Origin of the sequence: Bittarella massiliensis (ex Durand et al. 2017) (genome assembly GCF_017566145.1) — a bacterium.
Classification (GTDB): Bacteria; Bacillota; Clostridia; order Oscillospirales; family Ruminococcaceae; genus Bittarella; species Bittarella massiliensis_A.
The window spans coordinates 36574-54546 of record NZ_JABFCL010000009.1 but is presented as its reverse complement, the minus strand read 5'-3'; the positions used below and the strand labels follow the sequence as shown (position 1 = coordinate 54546).

The window sequence follows — 17973 nt, the reverse complement described above, 5'->3', positions numbered from 1 at the left end:
TTCCTTTCTTGTGGCTGCGCCCTCACTCCCGCGGGCCCGCGAAGGCGCGGACGCTCTCGAGAAACAGCCGGGCAAAACCGGCTCGATCAATGGAGTCCACATACCAGAGGTTGCGCTCCTCCATCGACTTGCCGTAGTAGTCGTCCATGTCGATGACGGTGAAGCCGGTGGTGATCTCCCCCTTGCACTCCACCTGGCAGAAGTACTTCTGGCGGGTGAAGTAGTCGGGCCGCAGCAGGTAGGCGATCACCGCCGGGTCGGGCAGGTGGGCCAACCCCTCTCTGTTCCAGTCCCGCTCCCCGTCCTTCTGGGCCAGGCACCCGCCCTTCTGGCCGATGCGGTCGCCGTAGCCGGCCAGGGTGCGGGAGACCATTTTTGCCACCGGGCCGGGGATACTGGAGATCTGCCGGCACTCCGCGGGGGTGAGGGTGGCGTTTTGGGTGGTGTCCAGGGGGAGGGCGTGCAGTTCGACCCCGCTCTTTAAAAGGATGTCAAAAGCCTCGGGGTCCACCAGCACGTTGAAGGTGGAGACGATGGTCGGGTTGCCACAGCGATAAGAAGTTCCCATAAAAAGGATGCGGCGGATGCGGGATTTCAGTTCGGGGTACCGCTGGAGAAAGGCCGCCACGTTGGTGGCCGGGCCCAGGGCGACGACGGTCACCGGCTCCTCGCTCTCGGCGAGGACCCGGGCCATCTGCTGTTGGGCGGTGAGGGGGGAGAGGGCCTCCAGGTGCTCCCCCTGGAATTGGTAGCCCCGCAGGCCGTTCTCCCCGTGCACCTCCGGGGCCCGCAGCAGCGGGCGCTGAAGGGGGGCCGGCAGCCCCTGGGAGACCGGGATGTCGCCCCGGCCCAGCAGGTGCAGCAGGTTACAGGTGTTGCGGGTGGTGTGGTAGAGGGAGGCGTTGCCCGCCGCCGTGGTCACCGCCCGAATGTCCAGCTCCTCGCTGGCGCAGGCCATGATCAGGGCGTAGGCGTCGTCGATGCCGGTGTCCACATCCAGCAGCACAGGTATCTGTCTCAAGTGGCTGCCCCCCTACTTGTTTGGGAAGGGGAAGGCCGCGAACTCGTCCTTGGTGCCGGGGGCCTTGATCTCCCCGCTGACGACCTTCTGGCGCAACTCCTCCACCCGGTCCTTCACGTCCTGGGGGATGGTGGCCGCCAGCTCCTCATTGGTGGTGTAGAGCAGGTCGACGCCCCCCTCTTTGAGGCCCATCTCCTGGGGCTGTCCGCCCTTCCAGTTGCCCTCCACCGCATCTTTAAGGAACTGATAGCAGACGTTGTCGATGCGCTTGACCTGGCTGGCGAGGATGCGGTCGGGCATCAGGTGAAACTGCCCGTCGGCGGCGCCGAAGGTCCAGCAGTTGCCCCCGTGCTCTTTGGAGGACTGGAAGACGCCGGTGTTGCAGGCCGCGGCGGCGGGGGCGATGTAGTCGACCCCCTGGCTATACAGCAGGTCGGCCATCTCCTTGCCCTTGTTGACGTCGGAGACACTGCCGGTGTACATCGAGATGACGCTGACATCGGGGTTGACGTATTTTGCACCGGCCTGGTAGCCGTAGTCAAAGCGGTCCATGACCACGTTGGAGGTGTGGCCGATGAAGGCCACCTTGTTCGACTCGGTGAGCATCCCCGCCAGGGCCCCCAGGAGGAAGGCGGACTCCTGCTCGCGGTAGTAGGAGGAGGCCACGTTTTCCAGGTCGGGGACGGCGGCGTCGCCGCTGATGAAGCGGACGTCGGGGTTTTCGGGGGCCAATTCCTCGATGGAGTCGTTGAAGAAGTCGTTGGGGGAGATGATCATGTTGACTCCCTGGCCGATGAGGGACTGGATGGTGCTGCCGGCATCGGAGGAGTTGACGTTTTCCACCTTGGTCAGCTCAAATCCGAACTCGTCGGCGGCCTTCTGGCAGCCGGCGAGGGCCACGTCCTGAAAGCTCTGGGTGCCGAAACTGCCCGAGATGATGATGGCGGCCTTGATGTCGCTCCCCTTTTTGCCGGCGTTCCCCTCCTCCTTCTTGTCGCCGCAGCCGGCGAAGGCGGTGAGGCAGAGACAGCCCGCGAGAAGTGCGGCCAGGGCCCGTTTGATGGAGTTGACTCGTTTCATTTGGATAATCCTCCTTTAAATATAAGGTCGGTCGCGCCGCCGACAGCGGTGCGGACGGATGGACAGGTGGACGGCGAGCCCTCACTCCCCCTTCATGCACAGGTGCACCGCCGCGGTGGTGAACGCCTTGGGGAGGGCGAGGATGTTGGGGTGCTCTCCCAGGTATTTCTTCTGGGCGTCGGCCAGGGCCTCTTCAAAGGTGGCCCTGGTCTTCATCCCCATCCCCCGGGCATAGCCGGGCTGTTCGGCCCCCACGATGTAGATGGCGGCGGTGTTCATCTCGGCGATGTGGCCGCAGCTGATCATCGAGAAGCCGTGGAAGGGGTGAAATCCATTGCAGTAGCGGTAGCGGCGGATGTACTCCTCGTTGGTGGCGAAGTACTCGCCGTAGCGGTTGACGTCCCGCAGGGTGTTCATGTGGTCTTTTTGAAAGAGCTCGTAAATCTCGCGGTAGCCGGTGAAGAGCTCGTCGTGAAAGTAGCCGTTGCAGGTGGAGGAGCAGATGACCACGCAGCGGTCGCTGAGCACCCGCTTGTGGCGGATGATCTCGGCCGAGATGGCCTGCATCATCATGATGGGGTTGGTGCCCATCCCGTCGCCGTAGTGGAAAAACTGGGGCATGCCGAAGACCAGCACGTCGTATTTCTTCTCGGCCCAGTGGACGTAGGTGCGCCGGTCGGCGGTCTGCCAGCTCTTGGGCTGCATCACCTTGGCCCAGCCGCTGTTGATCTCGATCTGGCGGGAGCGGGTGTCCAGCACCGCGTCGCAGCAGAAGAACTTCTTGCCCATCCGCTCCTCCATATACTGGCCGATCTCGTCGAACTTCTGGCGCATGAGGGAATGGCTGCTCACCGGGGTAAAGTCGGGCCGGTGCATCACCGCCGGCACGTGGTGGGAGGCGATGGAGCGCCAGTGGGTGATGCCGGTGGCGCAGTGCTTATACCCCCCCGAGTAGCCCCCGTAGGGGTTGCCCTGGGTGTGGCCGATGAGGACGGCCACATCGGCGTCGTAGACGTATTTGTTCACCAGCACCGGGTCCCCCTGCGGGGTGGCGCCCAGGTCCACCAGGTGCTCGTAGTCCTCGCTGTCGTGGTTGCGAATCTGGCCGGTGGGCCAGAACTGGGAGAAGAGCTCCTCCCCCAGCACCCGGCGAATCTCCTCCTCGGTGTTCTTGCGGTGCAGCCCGTTGGAGCACAGCAGCAGGATGTCTTTCTTCTCCACCCCGGCTTTGTAGAGTTCCTCCAGGACGATGGGGATGGACACCTTTCGGTGGGCGGTGGGCTGCTCCCCCCCCTTGACCCGGTCGGGGAAGACGATGACCACCCTGGAACCCTTGTGGGCCAGTTGGGAGAGGGGGGGCATCCCCATGGGGTGGAGGATGGAGTCCCGGGTTGCCTCCACCAGCTTTTCCTCGGGGATACAGGGCGGGTCGGGGACCGTCTCCCCGGGGATAAAGACGTCGGTGTCATCGGGCAGCTGGGCGCTCATCATCCCCTGCCCGTACTCAAATTCCAGTTTCACAAAATCTCCTCCTTGGCGGCAAAGTAGGCCGCGGCGATCTGGGCGAACTCGTCGGGGTAGAAGCCGATCTCCCCGGCAAATCGGGTGAGCCCCACCAGCCCGCCGTCCAGGTTGGGCAGGGCCCCGAAGGCAGCGGCGTTCTCGGCTTTCAGCCCCCCGCCGTAGACCACCGGCAGCCGGACGATCCCCTTGATGAGGGCGGCGATCCGCCCCACCTCAGCGGCGGTGGGCACCGGCTTGCCCGGGCCGATGGACCAGATGGGCTCATACCCCAGCACGATGTTGGGCGCCCTGTCCACCCCGGGCAGCCCCTGGCGGAGTTGGCGGCGGAGGACCGCCTCTCGCGTCGGGATCTCCTCGGCGGTCTCGCCGATGCAGAAGAGCACCTTGAGCCCGGCCGCCAGGGCGCAGCGCACCTCGTCGCGCAGAAGGGCGTCCACCGCGCCGGTGTCACCGGTGAGGGCCATCTTGTCGGCCCGCTCCTCGCTGTGGCCGATGAGGGCCCAGCTGCAGCCCAGGGCGCGGGCGGCGGTGGCGGTGCGAAAGGTGGTAAAGGCCCCGAAGTTGCCCCCAGGGGCCACATCCTTTCGGTAGACCCCCTGACAGCCGACGGCCACCGACGGTCCCGGCCCGGCCGCCGCAGCCACCGCGGGGAGGAGGTGGGCCTCCGGCAGAAAAAAGACCGTCTCCACCCCCGGGCGCTCGGCCAGGGCAGCCCGGCTCTGGCGGACCAGGGCCTCGCCCCACCGGGCTGGCGGGCACTGGCTGTTGATCCCCCCCAGCGCGCGAGGAATGTCGAATCGCTTTAGGTTGACGAACAGGTACTGGGCCAAATCCCCTCTCCCCCTCTTGTCGCTTCTCGGGCATCTCGCCCAATTTCTACCCACATCATAGCCGATTTTGAGGGTTTGTAAAGAAAAATATATGCAATCGTTGTCACACCGTTATCCTGCCTACAATTCCTGATTTTCATTGTACATCTTGCCACAAAAACAGGGTATAGGAAAAATATCCCTCTTTTTCTCTGCTTAATCTTGCAAAAGCATTCCCATCAGTGTACAATTTAGAAAAAATCGAGAGAGGTTTGGCGGCTGCTTTTCAAAAAGATATTGCAATCGTTTTCACTCACTTGTCACAGGACGCCCCAAAACAGGTGACCAGCCATGACACTCAAAGAAATCGCCCGGGAGGCAGGGGTCTCCATCTCCACCGTCTCCCGGATCATCAACGACCCCAATCACCGCACCGCCGCCCCCGAGGCCGCCGAGCGGGTGTGGGAGATCGTCCGCCGCACCGGCTACACCCCCAACGAGGCGGCCAAGGCCCTCAAGAGCCGGGACCGGGGAGCCGACCCCCGGCCGGCGGGGCGGACCATCTCCTGCGTGTTCGCCCGCACCGAGATGTTCTCCCGCCAGTTTCAGGACCAGATGATGCCCTCGGACCAGTTCTTCGCCGAAATCCTGCGGGCGGTGGAGAAGGAGGCCATGGTGCAGGGCTGCTCCCTGGGCTTTTCCTTTTCGGCGGTCAATCTGGACGACTTCAAGACCGACCGGATGCTGGAAAACCTGGACAAGGGGGGCGTGGTGGTGTTGGGTCGCCCCCGCAAAGAGCTGTTGGGGCGGCTGCAAAAGCTGCGCAACGTCATTGTGGTGGGGCTGGCCGCCGGCGGGGCCGACTTCGACCAGGTCATCTGCGACGGGTACAAGGCCGCCGTCCAGGTGCTCGAGCACCTCTACCGGCAGGGGCACCGGCGCATCGGCTACCTGGGAGAGGTGAAAAACGAGGTGCGCTTTGACGCCTACATGGACTTCATGCTGGAGCGGGAACTCCCCTTTTCAGAGGAGTACATCTACGAGTCGGCCCTGACCATGGAAAACGGCTATTTCGGCATCAAGAAGATGTTCGCCTCCCCCCGGCTACCCACGGCGGTCTTCTGTGCCAACGACATCAGCGCCATCGGGGCGGTGAAGGCCATCCGGGAGTTCGGACTGCACATCCCCCAGGACATCTCGGTCATCTCCATCGACAACATCGCCATGGGCCAGTTCACCAACCCCTCCCTTACCACCGTGGACGTGCCCAAAAACGAGTTGGGAAAGGTGGCGGTAAAGCTGCTGCTCGACCGCATCGAAAAGGGCCACACCCTCCCCCTCAAGGTGGAACTGCCCTGCAAGCTGATCGTGCGGGAGAGCTGCCGCCCCCTGGAAAAGGGGGAGCGGGAATAGTTCGCACAAAGAGAGAGCCGGAGAGAAATCATTCTCTCCGGCTCTCTCTTCTCTTTTTCGGGGGACGGGGAACTAGAGGCGCTCGTCCTCCCAGTCCTCCCCGTCTGTCTGCTCGCCATCGTGAAAATCGTCGTCGCAGGCGTGGCCGCCGTCGTCCAGCAGCTCGCCCACCCGAATCTTGCGGGAGAGCTTCATCTTCTCCACCTGCCGGTGGAGGATCTCCTTGACCTCCCGGGGACGGCGGATATTTTTCAGTTCCAGCACCGGCATGGTCTTGTCCGAGGACTGAACCAGCACCGAGCCCACCCCAAAGATGCGCTGGCCCAGGGTGATTTTCAAGCTGATGTCCCGCACCCGGTAGAGGAGCACCTCTTCCTGCCGGGTGTTGAGGAGGCCGGTCTCCAAAAAGAGGCGGTCTTCGGACATGGAGTAGCGGGTAAAGGTGATGGGCATCCCCAAAATGCGCTTGCGGTCTTTCCAAACGATTGGCACTTCACTGACCATCTGGCAGTCCTCCTTGGCTGGCTTTTCTCCATTGTACCAGGGCAGGGCCAAAAAGGCAATCGCCTTCCCCGGGCCTATCCCCGGCCCTCCAATCCCTCCAGCTGCTCCAGCCAGAGGGCGGCGCTCCCGTCGCTGGGCATCCGCCAGTCCCCCCGGGGGGAGAGCTCGCCCACCTTGGGCCCGTCGGGCAGGGCCGAGCGCTTGAACTGCTGGGCGAAAAAGCGGCGGTAGAACAGGCGCAGCCAGCGCAGGATCTCCCCCGCTGGGAACTCCCCGGCAAAGGCGATACAGGCCAGCCGGTAGACCTTGCGGGGCGGCTCGCCACAGCGGATGGCGCGGTAGAGAAAGAAGTCGTGCAGCCGGTAGGGGCCCACCAGCGACTCGGTGCGCTGGGCGATCCCGCCCCCGGCCCCGGCGGGGAGCAGTTCGGGGCTGACCGGTGTGGCCAGCACATCCCGCAGGACGGCGGCGCTCTCCCCTCCCGCCCGGGCGGCGGCAAAGGCGACGAGGTGGCGCACCAGGGTCTTGGGCACCGAGGCATTGACGGCGTACATCGAGAGCTGATCGCCGCCGTAGGTGGCCCAGCCCAGGGCCAGTTCCGACAGGTCGCCGGTGCCCACCACCAGGCCGCCCCCGGCGTTGGCCAGGTCCATCAGCACCTGGGTGCGCTCCCTCGCCTGGGCATTTTCGTAGGTGGTGTCGGTTCGCCCTCGGGGATGGCCGATGTCATTCAGGTGCCCTTCTGCTGCCCGGACGATGGAGATTTCCCGAAAGGTGACCCCCAGCGAGAGAGCCAGCCTGCGGGCGTTTTCCCGGGTGCGGAGGGTGGTGCCAAAGCCGGGCATGCTCACCGCCAACACATCTGCGCGGGGGCGGTCCAGGGCGTCGGCCGCCCCGACGCAGACCAGCAGGGCCAAGGCGGAATCCAGCCCCCCCGAGAGCCCCAGCACAGGGCGGCAGCCGGTGTGGCGCAGCCGACCCGCCAGCCCCGCGATCTGCAGGGCGAGAACCTCTCCGCACCGCTCCTCCCGCTCCGGTCCGGGGGCGGGGACAAAGGGGTCTCGCTCCACCGCCCGGGTGAGGGCGGTCTCCTCCACCAAAACAGAGAAGGAGACCCGCCGGTACTCCCCCGCCGGCGCGGGGAAGGGGTCCCGCCGGCTGCGCGCAAAGGCCAGGCGCTGCAGGTCCAGCTCGCTACAGGTGAGCCCGCCCCGAAGCAGCGGGCTCTCGGCCAGGAGGACGCCGTTTTCGGCGATGAGATTGTGCCCGGCAAAGACCAATTCGGCGGTGGACTCCCCCGCCCCGGCCGAGGCGTAGAGATAGCCCGCCAGCAGCCGGGCGGACTGCCCGACCACCAGCTGGCGGCGGTAGTCGGCCTTCCCCGCCGTCTCGTTGCTGGCCGAGGGGTTGGCAAGGACGGTGGCCCCCGCCAGGGCCAACCCCACCGAGGGCGGGAGGGGGACCCACAGGTCCTCGCAGATTTCCACCCCCAGCACCCAGTCGGGCAGTTCCCGGCAGCAAAAGAGCAGGTCGGCCCCAAAGGGGATCCGCTGTCCGCAGAGGGAGATCTCCCCCCCGCAGAAAGGGCCGGGGGTGAACTGGCGGCGCTCGTAAAACTCGCCGTAGTTGGGGAGGTTTCGCTTGGGCACCACCCCCAGCAGCCGCCCGCCCTGCAGGACGGCGGCACAGTTGTAGAGCCCGCCTCCCACCCGCACCGGCAGCCCCGCCACCGCCACCAGGTCCCCCAGCTCTCCACTCACCTGCAACAACTGCTCCAGGGCGGCTTCGGCCCCCTGGAGCAGGACCGGCTGCAAAAAGAGGTCGCCGCAGCTGTAGCCGGTGAGCCCCAGTTCGGGCAGCACCAGCAGTTTCACTCTCTGGGCCGCCGCCTCCCGCAGAAGCCGGGCGCTGGCCGCGGCGTTGTAGGCGCAGTCGGCCACCCGCAGATCGGGACTGCCCACCGCCACCTTTAAAAACCCGTCTCTCAAAGCCTTTTCCTCCCCTCTCTGCCAGTCTGCCCCGGGGGCGGCCGGCAGATGCCAAACGGCGAGAAAAAAGGCGTCTCGGAGAAACCCTCTCCGAGACGCCTTTGTCTCTTTTTTCAGTATACTCCCCCGGAGGGCAACCCGCAAGGCCTAGCGCCAAGGTTCCTCCCGACAGAGGGCGACACACTCCTCCAGGGGGACCGCCGGGCTGTAGAGATACCCCTGAAACCGGGTGCACCCCAGGGCGATGAGGGCGTCGCGCACCTGAACGGTCTCCACCTGTTCGGCCACTGTGTCAAAGGAGAGCCCCGTCCCCAGGGACACCAGGGAGGAGATGATCTCCCGGCTGCGGGCATTCTCGGTCACCTGGCGCACCAGGGAGCCATCCAGTTTGACGTAGCGAAAGGGGTTCTCCTGCAGATAGCGCAGGGAGGTGTGCCCCATGCTGAAATCGTCCACCGAGACGGGGATTCCCGCCGCCCAGAGACGGCCGATGTTCTCCGACACGTGCGCGCGGTCGATGAGGGAGGTCTCCTCGGTGACCTCCAGCCCCAGGCCGCCGGGCTGTACCCCCGCGCCCTGGGCCGTGGCGATGATCCCCTCGATCAGGGCCGGGTCGTCCAGCTGGGCGGCCGTCAGGTTGACCGAGACCGAGAAGGGCCGCCCCATGGCCTCCTGAAACGCCCCGGCGGCGCGACAGGCCCGCTGCAGCGCCAACTCGGTGAGCTGGCCGTAGACCCCCTCCTCCTGCGCCAGGGAGATGGCCAGAGGCGGGTAGACAAGCTGCCCGCCAAAGCGCCAGCGCAACAGGCTCTCGGCGCCAAAGGCGCGGCCATCGGCGTCCACCTGGGGCTGGTACCAAAAGGGGATCGCGCCGGACTGCAGGTCCGCCCGCAGGCGGGAAGCCAGCTGCTTGGCCGCCGCCCCCAGCTGTCCGCCCCGGGCGAGAAAGCGGGGCCGCTCTCCCGCCCGCTCCCCCGCCTGAAAGGCGTCGGTGAGGGCGCGCAGCATCTCCTGTTCACGGCCGGCCCGCACCCGGTCGGAGAGCTTGACAAAGGGGGCGTAGATGGCGGTGCCCGCCGCCACGATCACCAGCTGCACCGCCGCCCCCCGCCAGGAGTCCACCGCGATATAGCCGCTGAAGAGGACCGGGGTGGTCCAGGCGACGGTCTTGGTCACCACCGGCAAAAAGCCCACCCAGGTGGCGAAGTAGGCGATGCACAGCGAGCAGATGGGCACCAGGATGAAGGGGATGAGGTAGATGGGGTTTAAGATGACCGGCAGGCCGTAGACCAAAATTTCGTTGATGCCGAAGAGGCCGAAGGGCAGCGAGGCCCCGGCCAGGCGGCGGTCATCTCTGGAGCGGGAGAAGAGCAACAGCGCCAACAGCAGGCAGATGGTGGCGCCACAGCCGCCGATGAGGGCGAAGTTGTCGAGGAAGGACTTGCAGACGACGGCGGCGGGATCGGCGTTGGCGGGGACAAAGAGCCGGGTCGCCACCTGGTCGAGGGCGTTGCCGCCGTGGATGCCAAACATCCAGAGGGTGCCCTGCAGGGCGGTGAAGAGGATGCCGCCGGACAGGTCGTTGCCCGCGCGGGAGAAGAGGGCGCTGGCCCCGGCGGTGATGAGTTCGTTGAGGCTGGCCACCCCGGCCAGCCGGTCCAGCGCCAGGTTGCCCGCGGCAAAGGCGGCCACACAGAGCAGGGCGGGGACGATCCCTCCCATGGCGGCGCGAAAGCCCTCGTCCGCCCCGGCGGTGGAAAAGCGAAAGCGCCGGGGGGCGTGCTCCCCCAAAAACAAAAAGAGCTTGGTCCCCGCCACAGCGCACAGCAGGGCGGTGAACACCCCGGTGGAGCCAAAGCCCGCCAGCCGCTCGGCCGGGGCGGACTGGCCGAAGGTGGCCACAAAGCAGGCCACCGAGAGGGCCATGGCCATCACCTGGGTGGACAGGTCCCCCTCCCGGCAGGCGCCGGCGTAGTGAAAGCCCACCGCCGCCGCCACGAAGATGGAGAGCAGGCCAAAGGTGCTCTCCCCCACGCAGGCGAGAAACCGGTCCAGCGCGCCGCCCCAGAGGGTGGGCAGAGCCGCCTGAAATGCGGGCAGGGGAAAACTGCGCAGAAGCAGCGCAAAAGCCCCCGCCATCAGCAGGGGGACAAGGGTGACAAACCCCTTTTTGACAGAGGAGAGCACCCGATTTTGCTCCAGCGCATACAGCGCCCGCAATGCGCGTTTTCTCATGGCGGTCCGTTCCCTCATTTCTTCCCCAGCGGAGAAGGGAAGTTTGTCATAATTGTAACATACCCGGACGGGCAGTTACAATACAACCGGCGGGTCATCGGCCGCAAAAAGGAAAGATTTCCAACCTTTTCCTGCCATTGGGTCTCACCGGGCGGCCGATGTGGTATTATTTCTATAAAGTGGCAATGATACTGGGAATGGCCGGGGCAGATGCGCAAACTTCGCCTGCCCCCCGTCCCATGGCCAAATACCCCCGCGGGCTTCGCGCTTGTGGTATACTGAAACACAGGGCGCTGGTCCCTTGGGGAGCGCCGCCCTGCCAAGTCACTGTGAAAAGGAGTTCTTTGCCGTGAGAAAAACAAGTCGCCATCTGGCCCGCAGAGCCGTGGCGGGGGTGCTGGCCCTGGGCCTGGCCCTCTCCCTTTCCGGCTGCGTCAAAAAGGGGGAACAGGCCCGGTTCGACCAGTACCTCTCCACCCTGCCCACCGCCATTCTGGACAGCGATTCCCTCGATCTCAACTACCTGTTTCAGGACCCGGAGGCCCACGGTTTCTCCCTGGAACCGCTCAAACTTCCCCACTCCGACGCCGAGGACTACCGGGAGAGCAAGGCCGCCTGTCAGGAGATTTTGAAAAACCTGCAGGGCTTTGACGAGAAGTCGCTGAACCCCTCCTCCCGGCTGACGCTGCAAATCCTCGAAGACTTCTTTCAGCGCTCCCTCCTCACCCTGGACTACTACTATCTGGACAACAACTACCTGGGCAGCTTCCTCGGCTTTCAGGCCCAGTTGCCCCTGCTGCTGGAAAACTTCTACTTTGAGCGGCAAAACGACCTGGACAGCTACTTTGGCATTCTTCGCACCAGCGGGGAGACCTTCCGCCTCTACGCCGAGAACGAGCGGGAGCGCCAGGAAAACGGCTGCGGCATGTGCCAGAGCATCCTCGACAAGGTCATCGAGCAGTGCGAGACCTTTGCCGCCCAGGAGACCCCCTACCTGGCGCCGATCATGGACGAGAAGATCGACGGCTGCGCCTTTTTGAGCGAGGGGGAGAAGGCCGAGGCCAAGGCCACCAGCCGCCAGCTGCTGAAAGAGGACCTGATGGCCGCCTACCGCCAGCTGGCGGAGGATCTCTCCCAGATCGACGCCCCCGAGGAGGAACTGGGCCTCGCCCACCAGCCCGGCGGCAAGGACTACTACCTGGCGCTTCTGCAACAGAGCACCGGCATCGACTGGGACATCGACGAGGTCAAGACCTTCCTGTACACCCACATGGCCCAGGCCGCCACCGATATGGAAAGACAGATGCAGGAGCTGCAAAAGAGCGACCCCGCCGCCTACCGGGAATTGACGGAGGGGGCCACCCCCGCCTATTCCCGCTTCTCCTCGGTGGAGGAGACGCTGGACTACCTGGGGGAGGCCATGTTGCAGGACTTTCCCGCCACCGAAAACCTCACCTACCAAATCCGCTGGGTGGACGAGTCGATGAAGGACAACTTCTCCCCCGCCGCCTACCTGAAAAGCCGGATCGACAAGCCCCTGGACAGCCCCCAGATGATCTACATCAACGGCGAATACAGCACCGATCTCTTCTCCACCATCGCCCACGAGGGCTACCCCGGCCACATGTACCAAAACACCTATTTTCAAAACCTGCAGCTGCCCACCGTCCGCTATATGATCGACTACAACGGCTACTCCGAAGGGTGGGCCACCTATGTGGAAAACAGCAGCTACAAATACGCCACCGAGGACCGGGGGTTGGCCGAACTCTACGCCTACAACGACCGCTACACCCAGTGCGTCATCGCCCTGGCGGACATCGGCCTGCACTACGACGGGTGGAGCTACGACCAGTTTGCCGCCTTTTTAAAGAGCCATTTCGGCGATGAGATAGGCGACGAGACCCTCCGCTCCCAGTTCTACCTCAACCTGGAGACCCCCACCAACTACCTGCAGTACTATCTGACCGGCATGGCCTACCAGGACCTCTACGACGGTGCAGAAAAACAGCTGGGAGACCGCTTCTCCCCGGTGGATTTCAACCGGGTACTGCTGGAGACCGGGCCCGCCAGCCTGGACATCCTGCAGCAGCAGGTGGACAGCTACGTAAAAACCGCAAAGGGCGGGGCGCAGAAGGCGGCCTGAACCCGGCGCATGAAAAGGAAGGGCTGGCCCTGCGGGGGCCAGCCCTTCCCTTTTGTCGTTAAATGAAAAAGGCCCGCCTAGAACGGCAGGCCGTAGAGACAGGCAAAGCCAAAGAGGAGCCCGAAAGCCGCCCCGGCAACGGTGTCCCGGGGGAAGTGGACCCCCGCCAGGGGGCGGACCACCGCCATCCCCATCCCGGCGAGAAAGACCGGCGCCCCCAGCCAGGGGGAGAGGTACCAAAAGGCGCAGCCGATCAAAAAGGCCGAGGCCACATGCCGGCTGGGAAAGGAGCGGCCCGCCTTCTCCCGCCCGATGAGGGGGGCAATGGGCAGGGCCTCATAGGGGCGGGGGGCATTGTGGAGCCGCCGAAAAGCACTCACCAGCAAAAACCCCGCCGCCGGCACCCAGAGCACCTTCCAAAGGCGGGCGTCCCGCTGCCAGGCCAGGGCCAAAAGGCCCAGGGGGTAGGCGCAGTAGACCAGCCGGGGCAGCCAGCGGTTGGCGGCTTTGAGGGCGGCCAGGCGGCCGGGCCGGGCCAAAAACCAGCGGCGAACCCGCTCGTACTGCGGCGCTGTCACAACCAAGTCCCCCCTTCTCCCTGTCGGCGTCTCCATCCTACCACAGGAGGGGGCGGGGCGCAACCCTAGGCCCGGGGCGACAGGGTCACGCGGTCGGTCCCATCCAGGGCCACCGGGTAGAGGAGGAGGGCCTCCGCCCGCCCCTCCCCCCCCCGGCGGCAGGGGTTTGGGGGAGGACGATCCAGCGGGGCAGCCCCCTGTCATCAAAGAGCACCGCCGCCGACCGCTCTACCTTTTTGCAGTTGGCAATGGGGTAGGTCTCGACCCCGCCACCCCGGCGGAGCTGGAAGGTTCCCCCCTCATAAGTCAGGCTGAATTTTCCCGAATCGCTCTGCCAGCGGCCCTCCAGCTGCTCAAAGAGGGGGCGGGATTCCCCCTCTCCAAAGGGGAAGGCGGCCGCGTGGGGCTGGCGGTCCTCCCCCCGGTAGGTGACGGCGCAGACGTCGCCCCGCAGCCACCGAAGTTTGACCTCTCCCCCCTCCTGCCAGCCCTGCAAAGCGGCTTCCGGACGGATGAATATCCCCCCACCGAGCGGTAGAAGAGCATCTGCCCCGAATCGCCGCTCCGCCGCAACACCGCCGCCTGCCGAAAGTTGGGGGCGGGGGCGGCGCAGTCCCCACAGCCCCCGCCAGAGAAAGAGCCGGTTGCCCCAGAGCGCCACCGTCAAGCTGCCGATCAAAAGAGCTGCCGCCAGCAGGGGCTGCCAAAAGCGGGTGCGAAAGAGCCCGGCGGCGCTGAGGGCCAGGTAGAGCCCCGCCAGTCCCCCCGCCGCAGCGCAGGCCAGCCGCACCCACCCGCCCCGCACCCGGTAGCGGACATCGGAAGCCCGGCAGAGCAGTTCCCGCGACAGGGGATAGCGGCAGGTGATCTTTTCCATGAAATGCGCTCCTCTCTGCTGTGGGGCCTTGTGCCCTTTTCCGGCGACGGGCGGTTCTTCGCAGCCGCCATCGCCGCGGCGGTCATCCTCTTTGCCGGAAATGTGGCGCCCAAACTCCCCTTTTGCAAGCACACCGGGCTCCGCCTGCCCTGGACCGTGACAGACGAGGGCACCTGGATCGCCGCCCACAGAGTACTGGGGTACGTCTCCATCCCCCTGGCCTTTGTATACCTCGCCGGTGTCTCTGCCATTTCCAACTTTGAGAGCTGGACGCTGGCCGTCGTGGTTCTCTGGATCGCCATTCCCGGCGGCCTGTCCTACCTGTTTTCCCGCGGGAAGGGCGGGGCGCGATAGGCCGCCAAAGCCGGCGCCTGCGCACCGCAGGGGTTCCGGATCGACGGCTGTCGTCTCATTATAGCATTCCCCCGGTCAAATCGACAGCTTTTGCGACCCTTTCCCCCAAAAAGCCCGCCCTTTTGCCAAAATCCGACCGCTCTTTTCGTTGGATTGCGCAATCTTCTCCCCCGCCCTTGACAGCCGGGCGGTCGCCGCCGTATACTGTTTTTCCTTTCGCCCTGCAGGCGAAAAGAGAGAGCAAAAGGAGGCAGACGAGATGCAGCAACCCATTTTGATACAGGGGGCCATGCCGGTGGAGGTCGCGGCCCTGCGCGCGGCCCTGGAGGGGCGGGCGGACCAAACCCTACACGGGTTCTCCTTTTCCACCGGGACGGTGGAGGGCCGTCCCCTGGTGGTGAGCGAGACCCAGATCGGTACCCTCAACGCCGCCCTGGCCACCGCCGTGGGCATCGGCGCTTACGCCCCCCGGGCCGTCATCAACCAGGGGTTGGCCGGGTCCCACGTGGAGGAGCTGGCGGTGGGCGATCTGGTGGTGGGCGGCGCCACCGTGGCCCTGCACGGGATGCAGAGCCCCGCCCGGGCCGCAGGCCAGGGCTGCGCCCCCTTTGACTGGACCTTCGACCCCCGCTCGGTGCCCATCCCCTCGGACGGGGCGCTGCTGCGCCACTTCGCCCAGGTTCCCTGGCCACATGGGCGCAGGGCGGTGGGGACGTTGGGGAGCGGTGATCTCTTCAGCCGGGAGGTGGACCGCATCCGCTGGATGCAGGAGAGAAAGGGCGAACTCTGCGAGGAGATGGAGAGCGTGGGCGTCTACGAGTGCTGCCGCCGCTTCGGGGTTCCCTGCATCGGGGTGCGCGTCATCTCCAACAACGAGCTCACCGGCGAGCCCTTCACCGACTCGGTGGCAGGCGACCTGCAGCGCTGGCTGCTGGGGCAGATTTCCAGCCTCTGACCCCATTTCGCCCCGCCCAAAAGGGCGCAAAAAGAGAGGGGGCCGCCCTTTAAGGGGGCGGCCCTCTCTTTTTCAAAGTGCGCTATTTGGCCAGCTTGCCCAGGCTGGCGGCGGTGAGGTAGGCGTTGATGAACCCGTCCAGGTCGCCGTCCATCACCGCACCCACGTTGCCCACCTCAAAGCCGGTGCGGTGGTCCTTGACCATGGTGTAGGGCATAAAGACGTAGGAGCGGATCTGGGAGCCCCAGCCGATCTCCTTCTGGTCGCCCTTGATGTCCTCGATGCGCTCGAAATTCTCCTGCTCCTTGATCTTCATCAACTTGGAGAGGAGCATCTTCATGGCCACCTCCCGGTTCTGGTGCTGGCTGCGCTCGTTCTGGCAGGCCACCACAATGCCGGTGGGCAGGTGGGTGATGCGGATGGCCGACTCGGTCTTGTTGACGTGCTGGCCACCGGCCCCGCTGGAGCGGTAGGTGTCCACCCGCAGGTCCTCATCCCGGATCTGCACGTCCAGGTCGTCGTCGATCTCGGGCACCACCTCCAGCGAGGCAAAGGAGGTGTGGCGGCGGCCGGAGGAGTCAAAGGGCGAGACCCGCACCAGCCGGTGCACCCCGTTTTCCCCCTTCAAATAGCCGTAGGCGTTCTGCCCCTCAATGAGGACGGAGGCGGACTTGAGGCCGGCCTCCTCCCCGTCCAGATAGTCCAGCACCTTGACCTTGAAGCCGTGGCGCTGGGCGTAGCGGCCGTACATCCGGTAGAGCATTTCGGCCCAGTCCTGCGCCTCGGTGCCGCCGGCCCCGGCGTGGAAGGTGAGGATGGCGTTGTTGCCGTCAAACTCGCCCGAGAGGAGGGTGGATAGCCGCTGGCTCTGCAGCTCCTCCTCCACCTGGGAGACAGCGGCAGAGATCTCCTCTGCCATCGACTCGTCCCCCTCTTCCAGGGCGATCTCAATGAGGGTGGCGGCGTCTTCATAGGCGGTTTTTAACTTCTGGTAGCGGGCCAGCACATCCTTGATGTCGCTGATCTGTTTGAGTATTTTTTGGGAGGCCTTCATGTCCTCCCAGAAGGCGGGGTCGGCGGACTGGCTTTCCAGCCGGGCCAACTCAGCGGCCTTCCCCTCCAAGTCCAGGGAGACCCCCAGTTCTTTCAGAGGGGTTTCCAGCCCCTCCAAGCGCTGTTTGAGCTCTTCTATCTGCAATAACATTGGCGTCCCCTTCCGAAAAAGCAAGTGTCAACCGGGCGCGGCGGTTGCCGCTGCCCTCTGGGTATTCTACCACCCGCCGCCCGGCTTTTCAACCGCCGCGCCCCCTCATTTTCCCCCTGTTTTCAATTCTTTCACACAATCTATTGGATTTTTGGGGGCGGTGCGATATAATATAGAAGAATCTCTTTTTGCTCTCCAGGGGCAAAAAGACGCCGCGCCGGCAGGCCTTCGGGCTCCGGCAGCGGCCGAGGGGCGGACGGTCGCCGTCCGCCCCCCTTTTACGGAGGTGAACCTTTCTTGGCTTCATACAAGGGCGAATTCTGCCCGGTTTGTCACAAGGCGTTTGCAGACGGCGACCAGATCGTCGTCTGCCCGGAGTGCGGCACCCCCCACCACCGGGACTGCTACTTTCAGCTCGGCCACTGCGCCAACGCCGAGCGCCACGGCGAGGACTTTGCCTGGCAGCCTGAAAAACAGGCCCCGGCCGCCGCGCCGGGGATCGAGGGGGGCGCGGCCCCCGGGCAGGAGGGGGACGGTTTCTCCCGCCCCTGCCCCCACTGCCACGCCGCCAACCCGCCGGGCGCCCTCTTCTGCGTCTCCTGCGGCAAACCGCTGGAGAGCCAGCAGCAGCAATACGCCGCCGGGCCGGGGTTTGGGCCGATGGCGGCGAACCAGCAAAACATCAAGTACGGCGGAGTCAACCCCGAGGACACCATCGACGGCATCCGGGTAGAGGACATGGCCGAGTTCATCGGCCCCAGTTCGGGCTACTATCTCTACCAGTTCAAAAACATGGACTTGCGGGGGCGCAAACTCTCCTTCTCCTGGTCGGGGTTCTTCATCACCCCCCTCTACATGCTCTTTCGCAAGGTCTGGCCGGTGGCCCTGCTCTCCATCCTGCTCAACATCACCCTCAACATCCCCGGCATCATCTTCTTTTTGACCCCTGAATCCCAGATCAACACCCTTCTCACCGGCCCCTTTGCCATGGCCTACACCGTCACCAGCCTGCTGATGATGGCCGTGCAGATCTTCTTCGGCCTCTTCGCCAACGCCATCTACCGGCGCTCGGTGGTCAAAAAGATCAAACAGATCCAGGCCATGGGGCTCGACCGCACCGAGACGCTGCGCCTCTACCACAAAAAGGGCGGGGTCTGCCGCTGGGCGGTCCTCGCTGTGGGGCTGCTGCTGATGGTCTCCAGCCTGCTCGGCACCCTGCTGACCGCCGCCGGGCTCTAACAGAGCCGATCACACATCACCATACCGACGATAGGAGTGCTAAAGA

Annotated in this window: 15 protein-coding genes; 5 read left to right on the top strand and 10 right to left on the bottom strand. The window is 65.1% G+C overall.

The window, feature by feature from the left end:
• Positions 1-22: 22 nt before the first annotated feature.
• The 4 genes from HJY11_RS09815 to HJY11_RS09800 form a co-directional block, all read right to left on the bottom strand.
• Positions 23-1021, bottom strand: coding sequence for a nucleoside hydrolase (locus tag HJY11_RS09815; protein ID WP_208075780.1), 999 nt, complete (start codon positions 1019-1021; stop codon positions 23-25).
• A gap of 12 nt (positions 1022-1033) precedes the next feature.
• The gene (locus HJY11_RS09810) at positions 1034-2101 is read right to left on the bottom strand and encodes a BMP family lipoprotein (protein WP_208075779.1); all 1068 of its coding nucleotides are present in this window, start codon (positions 2099-2101) and stop codon (positions 1034-1036) included.
• Between the two features lie 81 nt (positions 2102-2182).
• Positions 2183-3622 carry a lactate racemase domain-containing protein gene (locus tag HJY11_RS09805; protein ID WP_208075778.1) on the bottom strand — a complete coding sequence of 480 codons (1440 nt, stop codon included), beginning with the start codon at positions 3620-3622 and terminating at the stop codon, positions 2183-2185.
• Complete coding sequence (locus tag HJY11_RS09800) at positions 3619-4455, bottom strand: triose-phosphate isomerase family protein (RefSeq protein ID WP_208075777.1); 837 nt, start codon at positions 4453-4455, stop codon at positions 3619-3621. Before HJY11_RS09800 ends, HJY11_RS09805 begins: the two co-directional genes overlap by 4 nt.
• A 330-nt stretch (positions 4456-4785) precedes the next feature.
• Here HJY11_RS09800 and HJY11_RS09795 point away from each other — a divergent pair, with 330 nt between their 5' ends.
• Positions 4786-5847 (top strand): LacI family DNA-binding transcriptional regulator, encoded by a 1062-nt coding sequence (locus HJY11_RS09795; RefSeq protein ID WP_208075776.1) that lies wholly within the window; start codon positions 4786-4788, stop codon positions 5845-5847.
• A 72-nt stretch (positions 5848-5919) separates the two neighbouring features.
• Here the strand turns inward: HJY11_RS09795 and HJY11_RS09790 are convergent, their stop codons facing one another.
• From HJY11_RS09790 to HJY11_RS09780, 3 genes are all read right to left on the bottom strand, one after another.
• Entirely contained in the window at positions 5920-6351 is a 432-nt protein-coding gene (locus HJY11_RS09790) for a PH domain-containing protein (protein ID WP_208075775.1), read from the bottom strand.
• A gap of 74 nt (positions 6352-6425) precedes the next feature.
• The gene (locus tag HJY11_RS09785; protein ID WP_208075774.1) at positions 6426-8339 is read right to left on the bottom strand and encodes an NAD(+) synthase; all 1914 of its coding nucleotides are present in this window, start codon (positions 8337-8339) and stop codon (positions 6426-6428) included.
• A 147-nt stretch (positions 8340-8486) separates the two neighbouring features.
• Positions 8487-10574: a PTS sugar transporter subunit IIC/EAL domain-containing protein gene (locus tag HJY11_RS09780; RefSeq protein WP_208075773.1), complete on the bottom strand. Its 2088-nt coding sequence runs from the start codon at positions 10572-10574 to the stop codon at positions 8487-8489.
• 349 nt (positions 10575-10923) lie between these two features.
• Between HJY11_RS09780 and HJY11_RS09775 the strand changes: the two genes are divergently transcribed.
• Positions 10924-12720, top strand: coding sequence for a DUF885 domain-containing protein (locus HJY11_RS09775; protein WP_208075772.1), 1797 nt, complete (start codon positions 10924-10926; stop codon positions 12718-12720).
• A gap of 77 nt (positions 12721-12797) precedes the next feature.
• Here the strand turns inward: HJY11_RS09775 and HJY11_RS09770 are convergent, their stop codons facing one another.
• Both HJY11_RS09770 and HJY11_RS09765 read right to left on the bottom strand, forming a co-directional pair.
• Positions 12798-13298, bottom strand: coding sequence for a phosphatase PAP2 family protein (locus tag HJY11_RS09770; RefSeq protein WP_208075771.1), 501 nt, complete (start codon positions 13296-13298; stop codon positions 12798-12800).
• Between the two features lie 85 nt (positions 13299-13383).
• Entirely contained in the window at positions 13384-14175 is a 792-nt protein-coding gene (locus HJY11_RS09765; protein WP_208075770.1) for a hypothetical protein, read from the bottom strand.
• Between the two features lie 30 nt (positions 14176-14205).
• Between HJY11_RS09765 and HJY11_RS09760 the strand changes: the two genes are divergently transcribed.
• Positions 14206-14529, top strand: a complete 324-nt coding sequence (locus HJY11_RS09760) for an SdpI family protein (RefSeq protein ID WP_208075769.1) — start codon at positions 14206-14208, stop codon at positions 14527-14529.
• Positions 14530-14788: 259 nt separating this feature from the next.
• Positions 14789-15484 carry a 5'-methylthioadenosine/S-adenosylhomocysteine nucleosidase gene (locus tag HJY11_RS09755; protein ID WP_208075768.1) on the top strand — a complete coding sequence of 232 codons (696 nt, stop codon included), beginning with the start codon at positions 14789-14791 and terminating at the stop codon, positions 15482-15484.
• A gap of 82 nt (positions 15485-15566) precedes the next feature.
• On the opposite strand, the gene prfB is transcribed toward HJY11_RS09755, so the two are convergent.
• Positions 15567-16688, bottom strand: a complete 1122-nt coding sequence (prfB, locus tag HJY11_RS09750; RefSeq protein WP_208075767.1) for a peptide chain release factor 2 — start codon at positions 16686-16688, stop codon at positions 15567-15569.
• 297 nt (positions 16689-16985) lie between these two features.
• Between prfB and HJY11_RS09745 the strand changes: the two genes are divergently transcribed.
• A complete protein-coding gene (locus HJY11_RS09745; RefSeq protein ID WP_208075766.1) occupies positions 16986-17927 on the top strand; it encodes an RING finger protein in 942 nt (313 codons plus the stop codon).
• Positions 17928-17973: the final 46 nt, after the last annotated feature.